This is a genomic window from Nostoc sp. UIC 10890, assembly GCF_054786515.1.
Genome location: NZ_JBSGKF010000001.1, coordinates 673,748 through 696,583, shown reverse-complemented (window position 1 = coordinate 696,583; position 22,836 = coordinate 673,748). Strand labels below are relative to the sequence as shown.

The following is a 22,836-nucleotide window of genomic DNA, read 5'->3' as shown; positions in this document are numbered from 1 at the left end:
CTCGCCTGCAAGTGGCGCGACCTGTTCATCCCTTTCCCCTTTTCCCTTTAACCTTTTCCCTTCTTGTTTATATATCAGGTCTACCAATGAATAATTTTAAATATTTGGGTTGCATTACTTTGTTTGGAATTTTAGCTTCTGCGTCAACGGCTATTGCTCAAACAATACCAGAAACAGCACCGATATTTACCCCCCGCTTTGGAGTACGCTACACCACAGAGGGAGCAGGATATGAATCATTTAGCAGTTTTGAGGGATTTTTGCCTGTTTTACAAACTCCTGGCAATACTTTGACTTTCTTACAAGGGAAGGTTTTATTAGACAATGACTCGAATTTAGCTGGCAATATATTGTTAGGACATCGATTGTTTAGCGAAAAAGCTAATCGGATTATTGGTGGCTATATTTCTTATTCCACCCGTGACACAGGTAAGAGTAATTTTGATCAGTTAGGGCTAGGTTTTGAAGCTTTAGGTAGTTGGGATTTTCGCTTTAATGCTTATCTTCCCTTGAATTCTTCAGAAAACCAAGTTGATCAAACGAATCTGCCATACTTTCAAGGCGATTCATTAATGATACAGCGATCGCGCTTTTTAGAAGTGGCGATGTCTGGTGTAGATGCAGAAGTTGGTACGCGCTTGGCAAGCATTGGTAGTGGCGACTTGCGTGGCTATGCAGGTGTATACTACTACTCTGGAGGTCAATCTAAGGAAGCTTTTGGTTGGAAAACGAGAATCGAAGCTCGTCCTAATGATTTTTTGGGTTTGAGTCTTTCTCTACAAAATGATGACCTATTTGATACTAGGCTGGCTTTTAGTATTGGTGCAAATTTCCCTGGTAGTGGCGCTAGGAGAAGCAAGCCGAAGAAAGATAGCGCTTTAGCGCGGATGGCAACAACAGTAGAGAACCAAGCTGCTATTCTAGTTGCTGTTGAAAAAAGAACTGATGCTTTTGCTGCAACGGTTGAATCAGAAAGCCAAGGTTCTGCAAATAATACTGATACTCCGACAAATAATACTGATACTCCTACCAATAATAACCGCTCCATCATTATCCACGTAGCCCCTGGTGGTACTGGTAATGGTACATTTGAGTCTCCCTTTGGCACAATTGCCGATGCTTTGGCGGTAGCTAAAGCAGACAATGTGATTTATGTTCGTTCTAATCAAGATACTGCTTTTTCACCATTTACTATTCCCGATGGCGTTCGAGTATTCTCTAGTGGGCCTCTACAAGTAGTTAATGTCAAAGATTTGGGAGTCGTCACCCTACCTTTATCGGGTAGTGGGATACATCCAATAATTACTGGTATGGTTCCCACTGGAAATGGATTAATCACACTGGGTAACAATACTGTTATTTCTGGATTTAATATTCAAATTCCTGGTACTGATGATGCCAGAGGCGTTAAGGGAACTAATATTAGTAATGTGAGAATTTTAGATAATAAAATCACCAATGCTTTTAGCGAAGCTATTTATTTAGAAAATGTGACAGGTACGGTAGAAATTGCCAGAAATGCTATCACTGATACACGCAGTCCAGTAATTGATTCTAGTTTAGAAAGTGGTATTTTTGTTTGGAATTACCAAGGTATTACAGATTTAACAATTACCGATAACCGCATCATCACCAACTTTGATGTTGATACTAATTACAGAGTAGATGGCATTGAAGTTAATCTCTGCCGCGATTTTAATGCGCTCTTTGTAGATAAAACTTGTACTAGCAACGCTAGCATTACAGCTAATATCCTCAATAACCAGATTACTTACAATGGTCAAGTTAATGGTGGTTCTGGTGCAGATGGTATCGATTTGAATTTTGGCAATTTAGGTCAAGGCACGTTTGTAGTTAGTGGTAACACCCTGACTAAGATTGTTGATGAAGGAATTTCAATAAATGCCGTTGCTAATTCTAAGGGTAATTTTACTATTACCAATAACATTATTACCGATGTTGGCAATAGTAGTATTAAGGTTGATTTGTTCAAACCTGAAGCTGGAATTCCGGCTGTAAACTTGTTTAACAATAGTATTACTAACTTCACAATTACAGGTAATACTTTAGATACGGCTGCTAATAATGGTATTGACTTTGAAGTGGCAGATAAAGCAGATGTAACTTTGACTATTGCTAATAATATTATCCAAAATATTGGCAATGGTGATAGTAGCGATCGCGCTATTCAATTACAAGCAATAGATAATGCGATCGTTCGTTCTACAATTAGTAGTAATACTATCAACAATATTTCTGGAGATGGTATACAACTAGCTCAAGTTCTTTCTCCCACAATTACTACCAACACCATTACTAATATAGGCGAGCGAGGTATTGTAGTAGAAACTGCTAGCGGCACTACAAATATTAGCGAGAATACCTTAACCGATACCAACCAAGAAAGCATTAAGTTATCGGAAATCACAGGTACGGTAACTATTAGTCAGAACAACATCAATGGTAGCAACAATAATACTGGTATTGACTTTACCAATACCATAGGTGATGTCAATTTAACAATTGCCAATAACCAGTTGACGGAAAACTTTAATGATGTTCGTGTCAGTTTATCTAGTACAACTGGTACAGTACAAATTAATAACAATACCATTGCTAATAATGGTACTGCTGTGGATCTTCAATTAGGGGAAAATACCAATTTAAGCACTGTAGATATTCAAAACAACCAAATCACAGGAACAGATACAAGTACCACATCAAGTGGTATCAACTTCCAAGCATTTGAAAATGCCGCTGCGGGTGATGTCACCGTTTCCGATAATACTATCGATGCCATAACTAATGGTGATGGAATCAGCTTCCAACTCAATGGTACTAATACTGGTAAATTGACAATTTCTAGTAACACAATCAGCAATATCCAAGATACAAATTCAGGAGACTTTAACTTTAGTGATGGCATAAACATAGAATTATTAGACAATGCTAACGCCAATGTCACCCTCTCCAATAACAACATTTCCCAAATCACAGCAGGTAATGGTATTTATATGCAGTTGGCTGGTGGTGATAATGCTCAACAAATTGTAATTACTGACAATACTATTTCCCAAATTACTACAGAAGGTAATGGTATTGACCTGCAATTCTTGGATAATTTTGATGTTTCTAACATTAATACAACGGTGAATCTTGCCAGAAATAATATCTCTGAAATTCAAGGAACTGGTATTAACGTCTTCAACGAAACTTTAGATAATACTGTTAATATTACAGTTGATGCTAACATCATTACTGATACTTCTGGAGATGGGATACAACTACAAAAGGTAACTAATCCTCAAGTTATCAACAACAACATTAATAATGCAGGTGAGCAAGGTATACAGGTAGAAAACGCAAGCGTTACTACTAATGTTAGTAACAATACAATTACAGATGCTCAACAAGAAAGTATTAGCTTATCTGAAGTCATAGGTACAGTTAATGTTAACCAAAATACTGTTAATGGAATTAATAGCAACAATGGCATTGTCATCAGCAATACTACAGGTGCAACAGCTTTAACAGTAAATAGCAATAATTTGACAGAAAACTTTAATGATATTCGCGTCAGTTTAGCTGATACCGCTTCGGGAACCTTACAAATTAACGAAAATATCATCACTAATAATGGTACTGCTGTAGATGTACAATTATCAGATAGTGCTAATTTTAGTAGTGTAACTATCAACAACAACCAAATTAATGGAGTCGATGCAGATATCACATCCAATGGTATTAATCTCCAAGCTTTTAACAATGTCGTTGCTAATAATGTTAGTGTCTCAGGCAATACTATCAACACCATAACCAATGGAGATGGAATTAATCTTCAACTCAATGGAAATAGTAGTGCTGCATTTACCATTTCTAGTAACATAATTAGCAATATTAGAGATACCGTTACTGGAGATTTTAATTTTGTTGATGGCATCAATCTAGAATTTTTTGATAATGCAAATTCTACAGTCAATGTTACTAGTAATAACATCTCAGACATAGCTGGACGAGGTATTAGTGCGGGTAACTTCAGCAATACAACTACTTTGGATGTGCAGATTACAGACAATCAAATTTCAAATACCACTGCTGAAGGTATTGGATTAGATGATTTGCAAGGCAATTTAGAGGTAGTAAATAATAGTATTCAAAATACCCAGGCTATAGGAATTAAACTAACTGGTGGTGAGATAGCAAAAATTACTGATAATACTATTACCAATGCAGGTATGCAAGGTATTCAGGTAGCAAATTCTAACGGTACTATCAATATAGATAGGAATACAATTACCGATGCTAATCAAGAAAGTATTACCTTATCTGAAGTTACAGGTACAGTTACCGTTAATCAGAATATTATTAACGGTTTGAATAACAGTTCTGGTATTTTTACCCAAAATTCTACGGGTAGTGTGGATTTAACAATTGACGATAATAGTTTATCAGAAAACTTAAATGATATTAGCGTCAGTTTATCTGGTACGGCATCCGGTACAGCACAGGTCAATAATAATACCATCTCTAATAATGGCAGTGGTGTGGATGTTCAATTAACAGATAGTGCTAATTTGAGCAGTATAACTATTAATAATAATCAAATCACTGGAGTAGATACAAGTACTGCCTCAAATGGTATAAATTTCCAAGCTGCTGATGATGTTGTTGCTAACAATATTATTGTTTCCGGTAATACTATTAACACCTTAACTAATAAAGATGGGATGAGTTTTCAAGTCAGGAATAATTCTCAGACCATCTTTACAATATCTGGGAACACAATTACCAATGTGCGAGATTTTAATCCAGGAGATTCAAGTTTAAATGATGCTATTAACCTAAAATTCTTTGATGATAATGTTAGCAGTAGTGCTACCATCTCCAACAATGTTCTCTCAGTAATTGATGGAAGTGGTATCGATGCAACTAATAATGGCAACGATAGCACTAATTCAGTAGAGGTAACAATTACAGGAAATCAATTTAGTAACATAGACGATATTAATATTCGTCTTGAAAATATTTCGGATTTTCAAATATAGCCATAACGGAGTAATATATCCTTGGGTGAAGACGCGATTCATCGCGTCTCTACAAAATGGTCTATGTTGTCGCGTTCTTTTTTAAAATTGGTATAACTTGCATAATTAGAGCGGGTAAGATGCACACCCCACTAGAGTTATGTTTAATTCGGTTATTTTAGCTTAGAAGTAGTTATTGCAAAGTACCGCGTTTGATTTGTTCGCTTTCAATGGCTTCAAATAAAGCGCGAAAGTTTCCTTCCCCAAAGCCTTGAGCTTGGAAACGGCGCTCAATAAATTCAAAGAAAAATGTTGGCTGCTCAAAAATTGGCTGGGTAAAAATTTGCAGTAACAAGGGTGCGGAATTTCCTCCCTCTAAAGGAGTATATTCTTGCCAGTCCACGAGAATTTCTTGTTGGGCGATCGCTTCTAGTTCTAGAGGTGATAGTGTCAGTCCTGGACGCTGTTTTAGCTGTGAATAGTAGGTTTGGGGAACTGAGAGTAAGGATAAACCACTGGCACGAAATTTAGCGATCGCACTTACAAGATTAGTCGTCCGTAAGGCAATATGCTGAATTCCTGCGCCCTGGTTGACATCTAGAAATTCCTGAATTTGAGAATTTCTGGAAGCCGGCTCATTAATTGGCAATTGGACGCTACCGTTACGCGAAATCATCACCTGGCTGTGTAAAGCTGAACGATTGGTTTTAATTTTAAATGCTTGCTGGGGTTGAAAATCTAGGATGTTTTCGTACCAAGCCACAGCACGCTCTAATTCACCAACTGCCACATTCAGCACTACGTGATCTATGGCGGTAAAAGTGTTGTCATTTGTCTTTTGTCCTTTGTCAAAAACTAATGACCTTTCTATCAACGTATGAGTAAGTCCACCCCAGGCGGCAATTTTGCCACATTTGAGGAATGCCGTACCCACCTGGCGTTCCTGGACGGGTTGTAGGATTGTAGCACCGTGTTTTTGAGCTAGTGCGATCGCAGTTTCTACATCTTCCACAGCAAAAGCGACATCTGCCACACCAGGTGGATATTGACGCAGAAACTCAGCTACCGGACTTGTGGGTAACAGTGGTGAAGATAGAAAAAAGCAGACAGCACCACTTTGCACCACTTCTGTAGAAGTGTGAAATGAACTGATGCGATCGGCTACTGGTTGAAAACCAAGATGGTGTACAAACCAATCCCGCCATACTTTGGCATCTTCTACATAGAAATGAACGTGATCAATTTTCATAGATACTGAAAATCCAGCATAAAAGTTTATATATCTGTAAATTTTGCCTTTTTTGCTAGATTTTCACGTCTTTCCTAAGCAAGAAATATGTAGGCGCACTCCTCCTTTAAAAGAACAGATGACTATCAGGTTGAATGTTAATTTCCATTGGCACAGCTTGCGGTTCGGCAGAAAGGGCAAAGAAAATAGCATTGGCAGCAGTTTCAGCACTGAGCATTTTTTTTCGGTCTACTTTTAGGTTGACGTTATCCCAAAAAGGAGAATCTACCCCACCAAAGTAGAATAGCGTGAACTTGATACCAAAACGTTTGAGTTCCTCTGCCATGCACTTGCTAAAACCGACAACACCAAACTTAGAAGCAGAATAAGCCGCTGCCATTCCCATCGAATGCTTGCCTAAAATTCCCACCACATTACAAATGTGACCAGACTTGCGCTTTTGCATCTCTTCAGCAGCCGCCTGAGTGGTGTAAAAGCTGCCTTTTAAGTTGACATCTAACATCTTGTCTAAATCAGCGGGTTCCAGGCTGTTGTAGGGCTTGAGTATACCAGCACCAGCTGCATTAACTAAAATATCGATTTGACCAAACTCAGCGATGGTCTTTTCTATCAAAGTATCTACCTGTTGGGGATCAGTAATATCAGTAGGAATGGTCAAAACTTGCCCTGGTAAATCATTTGCCAGTGTTGTTAAACGAACCGCATCTCTCGCAGCCAGTACTAACCGGACTCCCGTAGGCGCAAGTTTGTGTGTTAAAGCTGAACCAATACCACCAGTAGCACCGACAATAACAACGACTTTATCTTGCATCGTATTATTTACATTTCTTTACATCTTTTTACATAATACTGAATTACAGGCTCAGATTGTACGTAGACATCCAGAAAGTATTTACTCGCAGAGTACTGCTGTTACCTCGTATTCCTTGCCATTTGCTTTTAATGTAAATGTGGGAGACGATTTTAGATATTTAAGAAAACTAGAACCTAAGTTTAATTCTTGAATAATTGAATTGGGTGATTTTCCGGTGATTTTTCGTAACTCTGAGCCTAGCCTAGACACAGATAATTTAGTTTTAGGAGATTTTCTTTGTGTATCTTGAATAACTTTTAATAGTAATTTATCTAATGCTTTTTCATTAGTAACTGTCGCAAAAGCTTCTTTTTTTACTTCTTCAATAGATTCTGTAAAAGAGTTATCTAAGACAGAAATTAATTTATCATTTTCTGGTTGACTCGAATTATTTTGAATATTGATATCACATTTTTCTTGAAATAACGTCGCAACATCTACTAGCCTGTTTAATTGGGCATTGATTAATTCCTGTTCACTTTTAATTACATCTTGAATTGTCTCAACAACTTTTACTTTTTCCAAGGATGGAACTTCTGTTGCCATTGATAGTGAATAATCAGTAATCTTGCCACTATTTCGGTTGTCTATGTGCAAACTTTGCCCTTGCCTACGTACCCAATAGACAATCAATCCTTGGTTTTGGAGTTCGTTACAGAGGTGAATTAAAATTCCATCGCTAGAACAGACTAATATTTCTTTAACTGTTGGATAAGAGCGTAAAATACAAGCACCGAATGCAATCATTTTTGCATCAGCACTATTTTTACCTTCAGGTACATGGACAAGTTGATAACCACGGTTATATAGTTCAATATCTTGCTTCCCAATACTGGGATTTCTCCAGTTAGCAAATGCAATTTTAACTTGGAGAGGATACTCACAAATACTAGCTAAAAATAATTCAGAATTAATATCTAATTTTAAGTTTTCTGCATCCAAAAGTAGAAGAGAGATTCCTGTTTGTAACTTCTGTTTAATTTCATCCTTTTGCTGATTTTTCAGGATCAATTGGCTGAACACAGCAGATTCTAGCCAATTAGACGATAATATAGTTTGCAGCAGTTCTTCAGCTAATATAAAATTAAAAGAACCAAGACCTTTCTCTGTAGTTTTTTCTTCTGGCAGGTTTTTTACTAAAGAAAGTTCTGTCTCTTTAGCCATAGATACTTTAGTATGACCATTGCTGTTAGCAAGCAAGTCACTTTCCAAGGAATGAGGAAATGCAGGCTCAAGGAATTGTTTACCACAATTTTTGCAGAGGTAACTCTGCTTGTCATTGTGACGACCATTTTTATAATATGAAGTAGATTCGCACAGAGGACATTTCATTTTGTGATTCAGGTGGTCTAAAAAAGATACCTGTCTTTAAGTATATAGTATAAAAAAAGACTGTCAACGTCAGTTCATATTGCTCAACACAAGAAAAACTCAAAGCAAGCGGAAATTAAATTTAATCCTCATTTTTGCTTGCTTGTACTATTTCATAGCTCTCTGAATAGCTAGAATTTAAGAAATACTTCAACTAACGCGGGCGAAAACATAGTCACGAGTGCGACAATCCACAGGGTTAGTAAAGATTTTATGTGTAGTACCAAATTCAACCATTTGAGTAATACGATTTTCATTGTTATAAAAGAAAGCCGTAAAATCAGATAGACGAGTAACTTGCTGCAAATTGTGAGTAACAATCACAATTGTCAACTCAGAGCGTAAGTTATGGATCAAATGCTCAATTTTTGTACTACCAGCAGGATCAAGACCTGAACAAGGTTCATCCATCAATAAAACATTCGGTTTGACTGCTAAAGCACGGGCAATACATAATCTTTGTTGTTGACCACCTGAAAGCTCTAAAGCAGATTTATGCAGCTTATTTTTCACTTCATCCCAAAGTTCGGCAGCTTTGATGGCAGATTCAACAATCCCATCTAATTCTACTTTCGGATGCCATCCAACTAATTTCACGCCATAAGCTACATTATCGTAAACGCTCATGGGAAAAAGATTTGGCTTGGGAAAAACCATACTCACTTGGCGACGTAAGCGATTGATGTTGACACGACGCTCATAAATACTTTGTCCGTAAAATTCTACTCTTCCTTCAACCTTCACATCTCCTTCTAATTCAGTCATGCGATTTAACGATTTAAGAAAAGTAGACTTGCCACAACCACTAGAACCAATAATTGCCGTGACTTGGTTTTGGTAAATATCCATTGACACGCCTTCAACTATCTTTTGAGTGTCGTAATAGAAGCTGAAGTTTTTGACTCTGATGGCTGGAATTAGTTTACTCATATTCCCAAAACGTGTGAAACAAAACTTGATTCAGTAAAACAGTACAAATCAGCAATGCTGTTTCACTATGTTACTCCCAAAATGAGATATTCATGGAAATTACGTAGCTATACAGTAGTCATCCAGCAGATAAGTGGTTAGTAGATATTTATATAAGGCTGCGTCCCAAAATTGATTTTTTACAGACATTTTCTACCACTTTCTACACATTTACTAATACCTCTTAGTTAAGGGGGAAAGTAGAAAGATTGCTTGCCCTGACTCGTCATATCTTCATGACTTAACCTTTCTGACAAATTGATAAAAATATGATCAGTAAAAAGCAAAGGGTATTTTAAAAAGCAAAATTGTATTTCATTTTTATAATTTTTGCTCTTTGTAATCCTACTTAATTGAATCATTAGATTAGTACCTCATCATTAAAAAGATTAGTCGCTAAAAAATGCCTCAACAATCATGATATTTTAAATTATATTTTTCTGCTGTTATAGTTCAAGTTGAAAAGTTTTGACAATATTTAGAGAGCGTATTTTCTTCTAATTAAAAATAGTGGCTTAACTGCTATAATTTGCCGATTTGGTTTAGATAAAATAACTTGATCAATTAATTTTTAGGTGCTTTTTATTCAAGATGATATAGAAAAATATGTCAAATTCAACAACTATTTTCGGTTTTTGGAAGCTATGTCTGGGTTAAACTAAATCTCGGAATTGGCAAAATTCCCTTGTTGAATAAAGCTAAGATAGAATTCCGCTACAGTGTACTAGTTTACTACCATCGTAGGAACTGTGAAAGTTCAAAGTACTGAATGTGGGTTGAAAATGCTTGTATAGTCTATGTTTTAAGATTTTTTGTTATATCTTCAGCCCCACAGACTCACTAAAAATAGCAGGGGACAGGCAATAGGCTTGAAAATCTCTTTGTGTCGAGGTTTTAGCATAAGTTTAGCTCCGAACCTAGCTGGCAATTGCTATACCTAAAAACTTTAATCATCATTAAATTTACTACGAAAATAAAAAAATAAAGCGCCTGTTGATGCCAAGCGCTTTATCGCAACTTTTAAGTGATTATCATTCTTAGCTGAACTTGTTCTATTTTCGCAAAGTGCGATCGCTCTGTCCAACCCATACATCGCTTGAAGGGGCGAGAAACCAGATATAGCAAGCTTTGAGTTTTCTATAAAATATTCTTATCCAAAACGACCATTCACATAGTCTGCCGTTTGTTGCTTCAAGGGGTGATTAAAAATCTTTTCTGTCCGATCAAATTCCACCAACTCACCTAAATACATAAACGCAGTGTAATCAGAAACACGAGCGGCCTGCTGCATATTGTGAGTGACAATCAAAATCGTCACCGTTTCTTTCAATTGATCGATCAACTCTTCAATGCTGGCGGTAGCTATGGGGTCTAAGGCTGATGTCGGCTCATCAAATAGAACAATCTCAGGGTCAGTCGCCAAAGCGCGGGCGATACACAACCGCTGCTGTTGACCACCAGAAAGGTTAAAAGCTAAATCATTCAAGCGATCCTTGACTTCATTCCACAAAGCTGCTTCATGCAAAGCTTTCTCTACTTTTTCATCAAGGATTGCACGTTTCGATTCACCCCGCACCTTCAAACCGTAAGCTACATTTTCATAAATGGACTTAGGAAAGGGATTAGGTCTTTGAAACACCATACTAATCCGCATCCGTACCTCAATTGGGTCAACTTTATTACTGAGCAGGTTAATCCCATCTGGCTCAAGAGTGATTTCCCCCTTATAGCTATTTCCAGGGTAAAGGTCGTGCATTCGATTAAAACAACGTAACAGGGTGGTTTTACCACATCCAGAAGGCCCAATCAGTGCCGTTACTTGTTTTTCACCCACTGACATATTAATGTCTTTGAGAGCGTGGACTGTTCCACCGTAGTAGAAATTTAGATAATTGACCGAAGCTTTGATGGATTTTTCTAAGGTTGATGATGCAATTTCTACCATTTGATTTTTTTGCGTAAACGATAGCGGATATAAATTGCTACAGCGTTCATAGCCAAAGTAATGGCAATTAGAACAATACCTGCTGCTGCTGCATTCACCTGAAACTCAGCTTGGGGACGAGATACCCAATCGAACATTTGAATGGGCATAACTGTAAACGGAGCGAGTAACCAAGAGAATGAGATGTAAGGAAACTGCCCAGTAATTGGTGGTTCTGGCAAGAAGGCTATAAATGTCAGCGCACCAATAGTAATTAAGGGTGCAGTTTCACCAATAGCTCGTGCCAAGGCAACAATAATCCCAGTGAGAATTGTGCCTGTTGAGTAAGGCAAAATATGATCCCAAATCATTTGCCACTTAGAAGCCCCTGTTGCATAAGCAGCTTCGCGGATACTATTCGGTATAGCACGCAGAGCTTCACGGGTAGAAACGATTACCACTGGCAAAACCAATAACGCCAAGGTAAACCCAGCGGTAATAATACTTCGACCGAAATTGAACCCATAAACAAATACGCCCAAAGCCAAAAGTCCGTAAATAATCGACGGAACACCAGCTAAGTTGGTGACATTAATTTCAATTACATCAGACAACCAATTTTTTCGGGCATACTCTTCTAAGTAAATACCTGATGCTATACCAATGGGTATGGCTACTAAAGACGTTACAAACATTACTAAGAGCGTTCCCATCCAAGCTGAGAGAATGCCTGCTTCTTCCGCCCTGCGACTAGGAAACGAAGTTAAAAATTGCGATGAAAGACGTGGGAAACCATCGGTAATTAAATCAAACAATAATGCCAGTAATGTGACAATACCAAACAGCATTGACAAGATGCCAATAATGTTGAAAATATATTGCGATCGCTTATTCCGGCTAATAGTCTTACGGACTTCTTGAATATTAAGAGTTGTCATATCAATAAATTTCTCGATAGCGCTTGGTGAGAAAATGACCAATGATGTTGAAGACTAAAGTCATTAGCACTAACGTCAGTCCAACTGCAAAGATGGTCTGATATTCCAGGCTGCCATGAGGTAGGTCGCCGAGACTCACTGATACAATGTAGGCTGTCATTGTAGCGGCTGGTTCCATCGGGTTAAGGGTCAAGTTGGGTTGTCCACCCGCAGCAATAGCCACTATCATCGTTTCACCGATCGCACGAGAAATCCCCAAAATGTAAGCCGCAGAGATGCCAGAAATAGAAGCTGGTAATACGACTCGCAAAGCTGTCTGGAAACGGGTAGCCCCCATTGCATAAGAAGCCTCGCGTATATGTGCGGGTACTGTACGCATGGCATCTTCACTCAGGGAACTGACATAAGGAATAATCATAATACCGATGACGAGTCCCGCACTTAACATACTAAAACCAGGTAAATCTGGCAAAATTACCTGCAACAATGGTGTGAGAAATAAGAGCGCAAAATAACCGTAAACTACTGTAGGAATACCCGCCAACAATTCTAAAGCTGGCTTGACAATTTCCCGAATGATGGGTGAAGCAAATTCACTCAAGTAAATAGCAATAATTGTACCTAGTGGTACTGCCACTAATAAAGCAACAAATGTAGTGACTAATGTTCCTGTCACCAGGGGCAAAATACCGTAATGCTTATCATCAAATAACGGTGTCCATTGAGTATCTGTAAGGAATTTCCATAAAGATACTTTTTGAAAAAATAGAATAGATTCGTAAAATAAGATACCGATAATGGCTAGTGTTGTTGCCACAGAGGAAAGTGCCGCTAGAAACAAGACAGACTCTATTGCCCGTTCTTGTAAATCACGCACTAGCTTTCGAGAAAGTTGAGTTTGTTTTACACTACTCATGCTGGGATGCGATCGCTCTTTGGATGATAAATTTAAATAGACAAAGAGAGGTACTACACCTCCCTTTGATGAATTGCAGATTTTGAACTAATTCAAAATTCACAATCAGGCTTATTCTTTAGCTTCACGACTTAATAGTTCTTCAATTTTCAACCCAACTGATTCTTGACCACCAAAAATAGTGCCATATCTCTTCTTATTGAAGTGATTCTGGGCGGTAGTGTATGCTGACGCTGGCAGGGGAACGTATTTTACTTCTTGAGAAAACTTAGCTGCATTTTGCAAGTAAAATTGCACAAACTGCTTGACTTGTGGCTTGTCAATAGACTTGGAACTAACATAGATAAAAATGGGACGAGATAGCGGACTATAAGTGCCATTTTTAACTGTTGTTTCCGAGGGTAATATGCCGTTAACTGGCACTGCCTTCAGTTTATTTTTGTTTTCTGCGTAATAAGCATAACCGAAGTAACCAAGGGCGTTCTTATCACGGCTAACACCTTGTACAAGTACGTTGTCATCTTCGCTAGCAGTAAAGTCACCCCGGCTAGACTTCGATTTGCCAACAACAGCTTCGGTAAAGTAGTCAAAAGTTCCAGAGTTTGCACCAGGGCCAAACAATTTCAGAGGTGCATTGGGGAATCCGTTACGAATCTGATTCCAGTTGTTGACCTTGCCCTGTGCCCCAGGTTCCCAAATTTTCTTCAATTCGGCGACTGTAAGATTTTTTGCCCAGGAATTTTGGGGGTGAACCACCACTGTTAAAGCATCATAAGCTACTGGTAGTTCAACATAACGAATGCCCGCAGCTTTGCAAGCATCGATTTCTTTTTGTAGGATGGGCCGAGATGCACCAGAGATGTCTGTCTCGCCACGACAGAACTTTTTGAAGCCGCCGCCAGTACCAGAAACGCCTACTGTAACTCTCACTCTACCGCTTTGCGCTTTTTGGAAGTCTTCTGCTGCTGCTTCCGTAATTGGGAAAACGGTGCTAGAACCATCAACTGTAACTGTGCTGACGCTTTGGGAATGAACCGCAGATATTGATAGACCAAATGTGGCGGTTACTATTGAGACTAGACCTAATACTGTCAGGCTGTTAAGCTTAAAGTTCATCTTGTTCATAACAAAATTCCTAGTTTGTTGGACATTGAATTTCCGCTAATTCACCTCAATAAATAACTACTTTTTCAAGTTAAAAGTTTAGTGAATAAACGGAATGTCCATAGTCAAGAAGATGACATGAGTAGTTAATGCATGAGTTAAATTTTAGTTAATGAAAGGTTAATCATAATTGATACATTTATTGGGAAAAATATAGCCGGAGTCAGCTATGTAAGCAGCAAATATAAATATATCAATCTAAGAAATATGTAAACTGCTATTTTAGTAATTTAAAATGGATGGTTGATTTACGTCGTTCTGTACTATAAAACTTATATTTTGTTTTTGAAAAAACTCAGTACAACTCAAAGATGCTTCTTTCCCATCGCCTCTTGCCTATTGACTATTGCCTGCTTAAGCAAGTAAGTTCAAAAATTAAAGCTGATTCCTATAGATTGTTTCTAAGCCTTTGGCTACAAAGGTGTCTGACACTGCTTGCTCCTGCAAAACTCACTTTACTACTACTGAATCCCATCCTGCGAAAATATTGATGTTCCTGCAAACTTATAAATGCTTCTATCGGAGTTAAGCGATCGCAACTACTTGTAGCCTAAATCCTGCTTTCTTTTGTTCGTAAGTTTTTGACCTCGATATCAGTCATTAGGGACTTCCAAGAAATAAATTATCCATTTTGTGGGGTGGGTCGAAAAGCCACTGGTGTCTACTTTTGCCAAAAATAGCGTACTGATTGGGTGTTGTTCACCCGCCAGGGATTTACAATCCCTGGCGGACGTGCTGGCGGACGTGCGGTTTCGCGTTAAGTTGACACCAATGGTGGGGACACCCATCCCACAAGAAAATTTGGGATGTTTTTCTATTTGGAAGTCCCTTATGTAAGTAGCTTATACTACGAAAAGTCAATCGGCATTTAGTAATTAAGCAATTTCTGTAAGTATGACACAAACTGCTTTCACAGAGCAAGACAAACCAGAAGATTCAGCGATCGCCCCACTTAACGAATCGCCAAATTGCATACAATTGTGACGAGATGTAAAATCAAAAAACAGTTTAAAAATTGGTCATTCCACACTTTTAACAAAACTCAATATATATACGTTTTATCGTGCCGACTTACTTATTTCCTTATTTCCTGTTAAGAGTTCCCTCTCTACGCAAGTAAGTTTTCCAAATCAAATCGTATTCCTACGCATTTAGTAATTTACTTGATTGCATCGCATTCCTAGAGTTTTAAAAAACGAACTTGCGACTTCTTCTCATTTTTTTAACTATAGGCTCATTTCAACATGAGGGATTTTGTTCAACTTATATCAAGCTGCAATACGCATTTCTGCTATATCCTCACATGGTGAAAGTGCTATGGTTGTGGTAATTTACTAGTGTGTGTGCTTGATCACAGTATTAACGTGTTTAACCTCACTGCTAATTCAAGCAACTTACTATATGCCTTAAGCAGACAACATCTGCCACCATCACTTCCGTCATGCTACACGGCCTATCTGCTTAAAGTTTTCATATATAAATGGTTGTAAATATATTTTTTCTGCTAGAAATCATCTATTAGGTGATTTAAAAAAAAAAATACATTAAGAAAGTACTAAATTCTTCCAATTCCAAGTTGATCGGTGTAGACTAATGGTGTCTCATGATGTAAATATGATGTTTGCAAATCTTTTTTAATCACTTGCATTTATGACACTACCGGAGGTATGATATAAACTTAAATGACTTTGCTAGATGTTCCCCTTAAAGATAATAAACATAGCTGCCAAAAGATTCGCTGTAGAATCTTGCAAGCCAACTTAGACAATACTTGTTTAAGTGAGATTTTTCCTGATTAGTAAAATCTCTAAAAATTATGATGTGCTTTAGAATTTTTATAGTCCTCTAATTCCTGTAGCCTACCCAAAGCTAGCTTTTCAGTGAGTGATTGAGGCTGCACCCTTGAAACTGAGGCTATCCCGGAGGCTCTCCCCTAGACTCGCAAAACCCTAGGGGAATAGCACCGGGCACTAATTGCACATTGTGTAAATCTCTGATTAACCCTACAAGGTTAATCAGATATGTAGTTGTGGTATTTTTGCTGTCAGGCTTTGGTCACACAACTGCAATGGATTAACTTTGCCCATAATTTACGACTCAATGCAATTTATACAATTATGTCACACCATTTTAGTCAAGACAAGGCTGTTAAAAAATTAGGAATGCCTGAAATCGGTCTTTTAAGGCTATTTCCGAGTTAGGTCTTGTTTAAGAGCCTGAAAAATAATCTTCAGCCAGGACAAACTCTTGACAGTCAATATCTGGAAAAATTTTTGACAGTTAGTGATTGATAACTGGAAGAATTTCCATAGCTATCGCTGCATATACCAAATTTTGTTCTGAAGATAAATCCTCTTAATCATCAATTACAGACGCCGCTGATTGTCGAAATGAGCGAACTATAAGGGTGTCGAGTATGTTGATGCAATTAGTTGATGTTTGCCTAAGTCTAGCTAAACAAAGCTTTAGCTCAATTCTTGAGCATTCACATTAGTGATTGTCACATCAACATTGATCACATTAATACTTGGCTTGGTGCAACGATAAAGGCTGTCCACCAAACAAAAATACCTTGTATTTAAGAGAAGGTTTTTACCTTGCTCTTTCCTCCCAACATTACTTTAGGGAGGTTTGGAGTTTCCTCGGTGAAAATACGGCATTCCAAAATATTTTTAATTAACTTTTGTATCTGATTCAGGCTGATAACTAAATTCTGTTGTGGAGATGAGAAAATGCCACCAGTGCTTTCTGAGCAAAATCTGGATGAAAAGCTTTTGCACACTTTGGGTGTAAAGCTTTCAGAAAAAGAATTACAAAACTTCTTAGCAGAAATGGAGATTGTGGAGCCACCAGTAGCAAAGCAGTTTTGGCAATCTGCACAGACTAATCCTGGTATCTACATTATCCTGACAGGGAAAGTTCGACTGTTAGATAGCTCTGAGAATTTAATCACTACCTTTGGTGCATGGTCTTGTTTCGGCGAACTGACTCTGTTTCCCGAAGCTAACTTTAGTCCTTATGTAGTCAGAGCTTCGACAGGCTTAAAACTTGGCTATTTCAGACAAGAGGCATTGCAAATATTAATAGACAAGTATCCCAGCATTCGCGATCGCCTATTTGCCCGTGCAGAACTTTGGGATTTGCTATTGTTATGTCGCCAAACCTCACAATTTCCGGGTCATACATCACAAGTTCCAGGGATGCTCAAAGCCTTATCTCTCTTCGAGCGACACCAGTTAGATCCTGGCTCTATAAGTCCACAAATATCCCAAGATTCCCAGTTGTGGCTATTGTACAGAGGTCAACTACGGCATTCTCAAGGCCATTCTTTGACACCAGGCACTATCTTTGCACAACCAGAACAAGGTGATTGGCAAACAACGCAACCAACAATTACTTACATTCTGAAAAACGACCAGCGGCAAACAGCACTAGAATACCTCCCAGAGTTAGGAAACTGGGGACTGGGGACTGGGGACTGGGGACTGGGGACTGGAGACTTGGGACTGGGAGCTAGGGAAAAAACTTACCAATCTCCAAAAGCCAAAATTATTCCTTTTCCCCAAAGAGAGAAGCAGTCACAACAACAGCCAAAAAAATCCAATTTTTATTTTCCCAGTCCAAAGGTGCAAGTGGGGCATTGGTGGAAACGCCTCACTAAGAGCTATCCCTTTTATGCCCAACAAAGCGCAGCCGATTGCGGCTCTGCTTGCTTGGTGATGGTTGGTAAGTATTGGGGCAAGCATTTTAGTATCAATCGCCTCCGGGATATGACCAACGTTAGCCGCAGTGGTGCATCCCTAAAGGCCATGGCAGCAACAGCAGAAAACCTGGGTTTTTCTACCCGTCCGGTGAAAGCGACTCTTGATAAATTGGCAGAACAACCTTTACCTGCAATTGCTCACTGGGAAGGCAAACACTTTATTGTTGTCTATGAAATCACCAAAAAGCGGGTGATTGTATGTGACCCTGCTCTTGGTCAACGCAGCCTGACAAAAGCTGAATTTCAAGCAGGTTGGAGTGGTTATGCATTGTTACTGCAACCTACAGCTCTCTTAAAAGATGCTAAAGACGAAACTATAAGTTTTTGGAAGTTTTTTGACTTAATTAAACCTCACCATCGGGCACTACTAGAAATCTTTATAGCTTCGATATTAATCCAATTATTTGGGTTGGTAACGCCAGTATTCACCCAGCTTTTGCTCGATCGAGTACTTGTGCAGCGTAGCGTTACAACCTTAAACGCCATTGGTTTAGGGATGATTATTTTTGGGTTGTTTGGTGTTGCTGTCAACGCCCTACGGCAATATCTTCTATTTCATACTGCTAACCGCATTAGTGTCTCCTTACTCGTAGGTTTTATCAAACATACCTACCGCTTGCCCCTTTCCTATTTCGAGTCGCGTTTTGTTGGAGATATCATCTCGCGCATCCAAGAAAACCAAAAAATTCAGCGCTTTCTGACTGGTCAGACACTCTCCATCTTGCTGGATATGCTGACATTGGTAGTTTATCTGAGCTTGATGTTTTCCTATAGCTGGCGAATGTCATTATTTGTATTGTGTACAGTACCGCCATTTTTTATCTTGGCGCTGGCTAGCACAAGTATTTTGCGCCGGATGTCTAGAGAGATTTTTACTGCTGGTACTCAAGAAAAAAGCTATCTCATTGAATCCCTCAGCGGAATTCGTACCGTCCGTTCACTGGCAATCGAACAGACCGTGCGCTGGCGTTGGGAGGAACTGCTGAATGATTTGGTCAAAAAAGGCTTTAATGCTCAGATAATTGGTAATCGCCTGCAAATTATCAGTGGCGTCATTCAAACTTTTGTCAATACTGCATTGCTATGGTATGGAGCAACCCAGGTAATTAATGGCGACCTGACTATTGGACAATTAGTTGCTTTCAATATGTTGGTGGGTAACGTCTTAAGTCCTTTTCAACGGCTGTCTATGTTGTGGAATCAATTACAGGAAATTGTGATTTCCACTGAACGCATTAATGACGTGTTGGAGGCGGAACCAGAAGAAGACTTAGAAACTAAGCCCCGGAAGACTTTGGGTAAGCTCAACGGTAATATTCGCTTTCAGAATGTCACCTTTCGCTATCACCCAGAAAGTGAGATTAACGTACTAGAAAATCTCAACTTTGAGATTCAGCCAGAACAGATGGTTGCAGTGGTGGGGCGCAGTGGTTCTGGAAAAACAACCCTTAGTAAATTGATTTTGGGTTTATATCCACCAACAGACGGCAAAGTATTGATTGATGATCATGACATCACTGCTGTTGCCTTGCGATCGCTCCGTTCTCAAATCGGCGTTGTAGACCAAGATACTTTTCTCTTTGGTGGGACTATTCGTGAAAACATTGCGATCGCTCATCCAGATGCCTCTTTAGAAGAAATTATCCAAGCAGCAAAATATGCCGGAGCCGATGAATTTATTCAAAAACTACCAATGGGTTATGAATCCCAAATTGGTGAAGGCGGCGGTATGCTCTCTGGGGGACAGCGCCAACGTGTAGCGATCGCCCGTGCGTTGCTCGGAAATCCTCGTTTATTGCTGTTTGATGAAGCCACAAGCCACCTAGATTCCGAATCAGAACGAATTATTCAAAACAACCTGAAAACAATTCTTCAAGGACGCACAAGTGTAATCATTGCCCATCGTCTCTCTACAGTCCGCAACGCTGACTTAATCTTAGTTTTAGACCAGGGCGTTTTGGTAGAAAGCGGTACTCACGACGAATTAATCGCCAAAAAAGGTCATTACTACTACCTGAATCACCAACAACTTGCTCAAACCGGTTGAGTCTAGGAACTGAGGACTTGGGACTACTTTGTTTTTTCACTCCATCTACCTTTATTGGAAATAAAACTATGCCATATCCCAATAGATCATCCCCACTTCCCCAAGATGAGCGGGATGAGTATCAAAGTTACACACAGCAAGAAAAACCTGTAGAAGTTAACGAGGAGACAGAGGCAGAAAGTAACAGTCAAGACTTGTACTACGGTACTGAAGAATTGCTAGATGCCTTACCTCGAATTTGGACTCGTGGTTTGTTGTATCTACTCATAGTATTTGCTGGTCTATTTTTGCCTTGGGCAACTCTATCGCGAGTAGATGAAACTGGTACTGCCAGAGGGCGGATAGAACCTAAAGGTGCAACTCAAAAATTAGACTCTCAAACTGGTGGGAGTGTCAAAGCGGTTCGGGTCAAAGAAGGAGATACAGTCAGAGCCGGTCAGGTTCTACTGGAACTCGATTCTGATGTCCTGGAAACGGAGTTGCAACAAATCCAGAGCAAATTGCAAGGGCTACAAAATCGGCAATCGCAACTGGAACTGCTCAAAAATCAACTCCTGATGTCAACTAGCCTTTTGGAGCAACAAAGTAAATCCCAAGAATTAGAAAAAATGGCTCAAGTGAACCAGGCACAGCAAGACCTTGACGCCAAACTAAATAGCTATAACCTCCAAAAGTTAGAAAAACAAGCATTAGTTAAGCAAGCAGAGCAGCAGATTTATACCACTCGCAACGATCAGCAATCGGCTAAAACTCGTTTGAGTATAGATTCTAAGCAAGTTGAACGCTTTAGTAAGCTCGTTCAGGATGGTGCAGTTTCTGCCACCCAAATTGATCAACTCAAAAAAGAAGAACAAGAAAGCAAACGACTCTACAACAAGTCTTTATCAGATATAAAACAAGCACAGTTGCAGTTAACAGGAGAACTAAATCGTTATCAAGTCACTATCAATACATTGGAGTCTGAGATCGAACAAGCAAAACTCCGGCTGCAAGGGGAACAAAGTAGCTATAAAAGCGTGATGCAAGCAGGCAAACTGGCTGTCATGAAAAATCAAGAACAGCTAAAAGACCTACAAACACAAATAACAGCAGTGCAATCAGAAGTTGCTCAGACTAAGAGCCAGATTCTATCTATCAGACTCCAAATGCAGCAACGAGTGGTGCGATCGCCGGTTGATGGGGTGATTTTTGAATTACCCACCACTAAACCGGGAGCAGTAGTCCAACCCGGTCAACGGATTGCCCAAGTCGCACCCCAAAATGCAGACTTCGTACTCAGAGCAAGTATGCCTAATCAAGATAGTGGTTTCTTGAAGCTAGGAATGCCAGTTAAGGTCAAGTTTGATGCCTATCCCTTCCAAGAATATGGCATTGTTGCAGGGAAAGTTACTTGGATTTCTCCTGACTCAAAAGTAAGCCAAACACCTCAAGGGAATGTCGAAATCTATGAGCTAGAAATCACCTTAGATCAGCAGTATGTCGAAAATGGCAACAAACGTATCCCATTAGGTGCCGGTCAGACAGCAAATGCTGATGTCATCATTCGTCAACGGCGCGTGATTGACTTTGTTCTAGATCCGTTCAAGAAACTGCAAAAAGGCGGTTTAGAGATTTAGTTCAGAGTGATCGGGACTGAGGAAGAGTTTCTCTAATTCCCAATCCCCTTAATTATTGGAGATATCATGTTATGCCCCATAATCTAAACATTTCCAGTTCAGATATCATTCACAGTCTCAAACTCTCTTGTCAGATACCTGATCTAGTGGAAGCAATAGCATCGCAAAGCATTATTGCCGAAACCGCCCAAGAGTTAGGAATTACAGTCACACCAGAAGAACTACAGCAAGAAGGAGATGACTTACGGTTCGCTAAGAAGCTTGTTAGAGCTAAAGAAACCTGGACATGGCTAGAAAAACACCACCTGTCTGTGAATGAGTTTGAAGAATTAGCCTACAACAACGTCCTTTCGCGGAAGTTAGCAAATCATTTATTTTCTGCTCAACTCGAAAAGCACTTTTATGAACGTCAACTAGATTATGTCAGTGCTGTTACTTATGAAGTCGTCTTAGAGGATCGAGATTTGGCTTTAGAGCTTTTTTATGCTCTAGAAGAAGGCGAAGTCAATTTTCCAGAAATTGCTCGTCTATATATCTCAGATCCAGAAGTCCGCCGTGCTTATGGATATCAGGGAATCCGATACCGAAAAGATTTTCGTCCAGAGATTGCAGCCGCCGTATTTGCTGCTGCACCACCAGAAGCTCTCAAACCGATTACAACTCCCAAAGGAGTGCATTTAATTTGGGTGGAAGAAGTCATTCAACCCAAATTAGATGAACAGTTGCGCCAAAAAATCATTACAGAATCCTTTGCTGGTTGGTTAAAGCAACAAATCAACGCTATGAAAATAGTCACTCGGCTAGACTCGGACGCAAATATGCGATCGCAGGAGGAATTACTAGAGCAAGTTTAAGTCTGTCATTGACCAACACCCAATAGCTAATTAAGTGTCAAATATTTTTATGGCTGAAAATCTCCCTTTTTTAGGGTTAATTCTTAGAAATATAAAATATTTGAAATGCCTATTTGCTGCGCTAAAAAGCTAACTTGTTTTTTAGCTT

At 39.2% G+C, this 22,836-nt stretch carries 12 protein-coding genes; 4 read left to right on the top strand and 8 right to left on the bottom strand.

Annotated features, from left to right (window positions below; all coding sequences use genetic code 11):
* Positions 1–86: 86 nt before the first annotated feature.
* Positions 87–5,045 (top strand): beta strand repeat-containing protein, encoded by a 4,959-nt coding sequence (locus ACWATR_RS02855; RefSeq protein WP_460329343.1) that lies wholly within the window; start codon positions 87–89, stop codon positions 5,043–5,045.
* 172 nt (positions 5,046–5,217) lie between these two features.
* Here ACWATR_RS02855 and hppD read toward each other — a convergent pair whose 3' ends face one another.
* From hppD to ACWATR_RS02815, 8 genes are all read right to left on the bottom strand, one after another.
* Complete coding sequence (gene hppD, locus ACWATR_RS02850) at positions 5,218–6,273, bottom strand: 4-hydroxyphenylpyruvate dioxygenase (protein WP_460329341.1); 1,056 nt, start codon at positions 6,271–6,273, stop codon at positions 5,218–5,220.
* Positions 6,274–6,379: 106 nt separating this feature from the next.
* Positions 6,380–7,084 carry an SDR family oxidoreductase gene (locus ACWATR_RS02845; protein WP_460329338.1) on the bottom strand — a complete coding sequence of 235 codons (705 nt, stop codon included), beginning with the start codon at positions 7,082–7,084 and terminating at the stop codon, positions 6,380–6,382.
* Positions 7,085–7,165: 81 nt separating this feature from the next.
* The gene (locus ACWATR_RS02840; protein ID WP_460329336.1) at positions 7,166–8,458 is read right to left on the bottom strand and encodes an IS1/IS1595 family N-terminal zinc-binding domain-containing protein; all 1,293 of its coding nucleotides are present in this window, start codon (positions 8,456–8,458) and stop codon (positions 7,166–7,168) included.
* 189 nt (positions 8,459–8,647) lie between these two features.
* Positions 8,648–9,427 carry a phosphate ABC transporter ATP-binding protein gene (locus ACWATR_RS02835; RefSeq protein WP_460329334.1) on the bottom strand — a complete coding sequence of 260 codons (780 nt, stop codon included), beginning with the start codon at positions 9,425–9,427 and terminating at the stop codon, positions 8,648–8,650.
* Between the two features lie 1,189 nt (positions 9,428–10,616).
* Positions 10,617–11,411: a phosphate ABC transporter ATP-binding protein PstB gene (gene pstB / locus ACWATR_RS02830; RefSeq protein ID WP_069069879.1), complete on the bottom strand. Its 795-nt coding sequence runs from the start codon at positions 11,409–11,411 to the stop codon at positions 10,617–10,619.
* Positions 11,405–12,328 carry a phosphate ABC transporter permease PstA gene (pstA, locus tag ACWATR_RS02825; protein ID WP_460329332.1) on the bottom strand — a complete coding sequence of 308 codons (924 nt, stop codon included), beginning with the start codon at positions 12,326–12,328 and terminating at the stop codon, positions 11,405–11,407. Before pstA ends, pstB begins: the two co-directional genes overlap by 7 nt.
* Position 12,329: 1 nt before the next feature.
* The gene (gene pstC / locus ACWATR_RS02820) at positions 12,330–13,244 is read right to left on the bottom strand and encodes a phosphate ABC transporter permease subunit PstC (RefSeq protein ID WP_460329330.1); all 915 of its coding nucleotides are present in this window, start codon (positions 13,242–13,244) and stop codon (positions 12,330–12,332) included.
* A gap of 111 nt (positions 13,245–13,355) precedes the next feature.
* Entirely contained in the window at positions 13,356–14,369 is a 1,014-nt protein-coding gene (locus tag ACWATR_RS02815) for a PstS family phosphate ABC transporter substrate-binding protein (protein WP_460329328.1), read from the bottom strand.
* Between the two features lie 2,771 nt (positions 14,370–17,140).
* On the opposite strand from ACWATR_RS02815, the gene ACWATR_RS02810 reads away from it, so the two are divergent.
* From ACWATR_RS02810 to ACWATR_RS02800, 3 genes are all read left to right on the top strand, one after another.
* Complete coding sequence (locus ACWATR_RS02810; protein WP_460329326.1) at positions 17,141–20,218, top strand: peptidase domain-containing ABC transporter; 3,078 nt, start codon at positions 17,141–17,143, stop codon at positions 20,216–20,218.
* A 68-nt stretch (positions 20,219–20,286) separates the two neighbouring features.
* Positions 20,287–21,834 carry an HlyD family efflux transporter periplasmic adaptor subunit gene (locus ACWATR_RS02805; protein WP_460329324.1) on the top strand — a complete coding sequence of 516 codons (1,548 nt, stop codon included), beginning with the start codon at positions 20,287–20,289 and terminating at the stop codon, positions 21,832–21,834.
* Between the two features lie 71 nt (positions 21,835–21,905).
* Entirely contained in the window at positions 21,906–22,688 is a 783-nt protein-coding gene (locus ACWATR_RS02800) for a peptidylprolyl isomerase (protein ID WP_460329323.1), read from the top strand.
* Positions 22,689–22,836: the final 148 nt, after the last annotated feature.

Bases quoted from the DNA above. Each gene is read 5' to 3' on its own strand.
- pstB (WP_069069879.1), bottom strand. From the start codon at position 11,411: ATGGTAGAAATTGCATCATCAACCTTAGAAAAATCCATCAAAGCTTCG.
- hppD (WP_460329341.1), bottom strand. From the start codon at position 6,273: ATGAAAATTGATCACGTTCATTTCTATGTAGAAGATGCCAAAGTATGG.
- pstA (WP_460329332.1), bottom strand. From the start codon at position 12,328: ATGACAACTCTTAATATTCAAGAAGTCCGTAAGACTATTAGCCGGAAT.
- ACWATR_RS02845 (WP_460329338.1), bottom strand. From the start codon at position 7,084: ATGCAAGATAAAGTCGTTGTTATTGTCGGTGCTACTGGTGGTATTGGT.
- ACWATR_RS02810 (WP_460329326.1), top strand. From the start codon at position 17,141: ATGCCACCAGTGCTTTCTGAGCAAAATCTGGATGAAAAGCTTTTGCAC.
- ACWATR_RS02805 (WP_460329324.1), top strand. From the start codon at position 20,287: ATGCCATATCCCAATAGATCATCCCCACTTCCCCAAGATGAGCGGGAT.
- ACWATR_RS02855 (WP_460329343.1), top strand. From the start codon at position 87: ATGAATAATTTTAAATATTTGGGTTGCATTACTTTGTTTGGAATTTTA.
- ACWATR_RS02835 (WP_460329334.1), bottom strand. From the start codon at position 9,427: ATGAGTAAACTAATTCCAGCCATCAGAGTCAAAAACTTCAGCTTCTAT.
- ACWATR_RS02800 (WP_460329323.1), top strand. From the start codon at position 21,906: ATGCCCCATAATCTAAACATTTCCAGTTCAGATATCATTCACAGTCTC.
- ACWATR_RS02815 (WP_460329328.1), bottom strand. From the start codon at position 14,369: ATGAACAAGATGAACTTTAAGCTTAACAGCCTGACAGTATTAGGTCTA.
- pstC (WP_460329330.1), bottom strand. From the start codon at position 13,244: ATGAGTAGTGTAAAACAAACTCAACTTTCTCGAAAGCTAGTGCGTGAT.
- ACWATR_RS02840 (WP_460329336.1), bottom strand. From the start codon at position 8,458: ATGAAATGTCCTCTGTGCGAATCTACTTCATATTATAAAAATGGTCGT.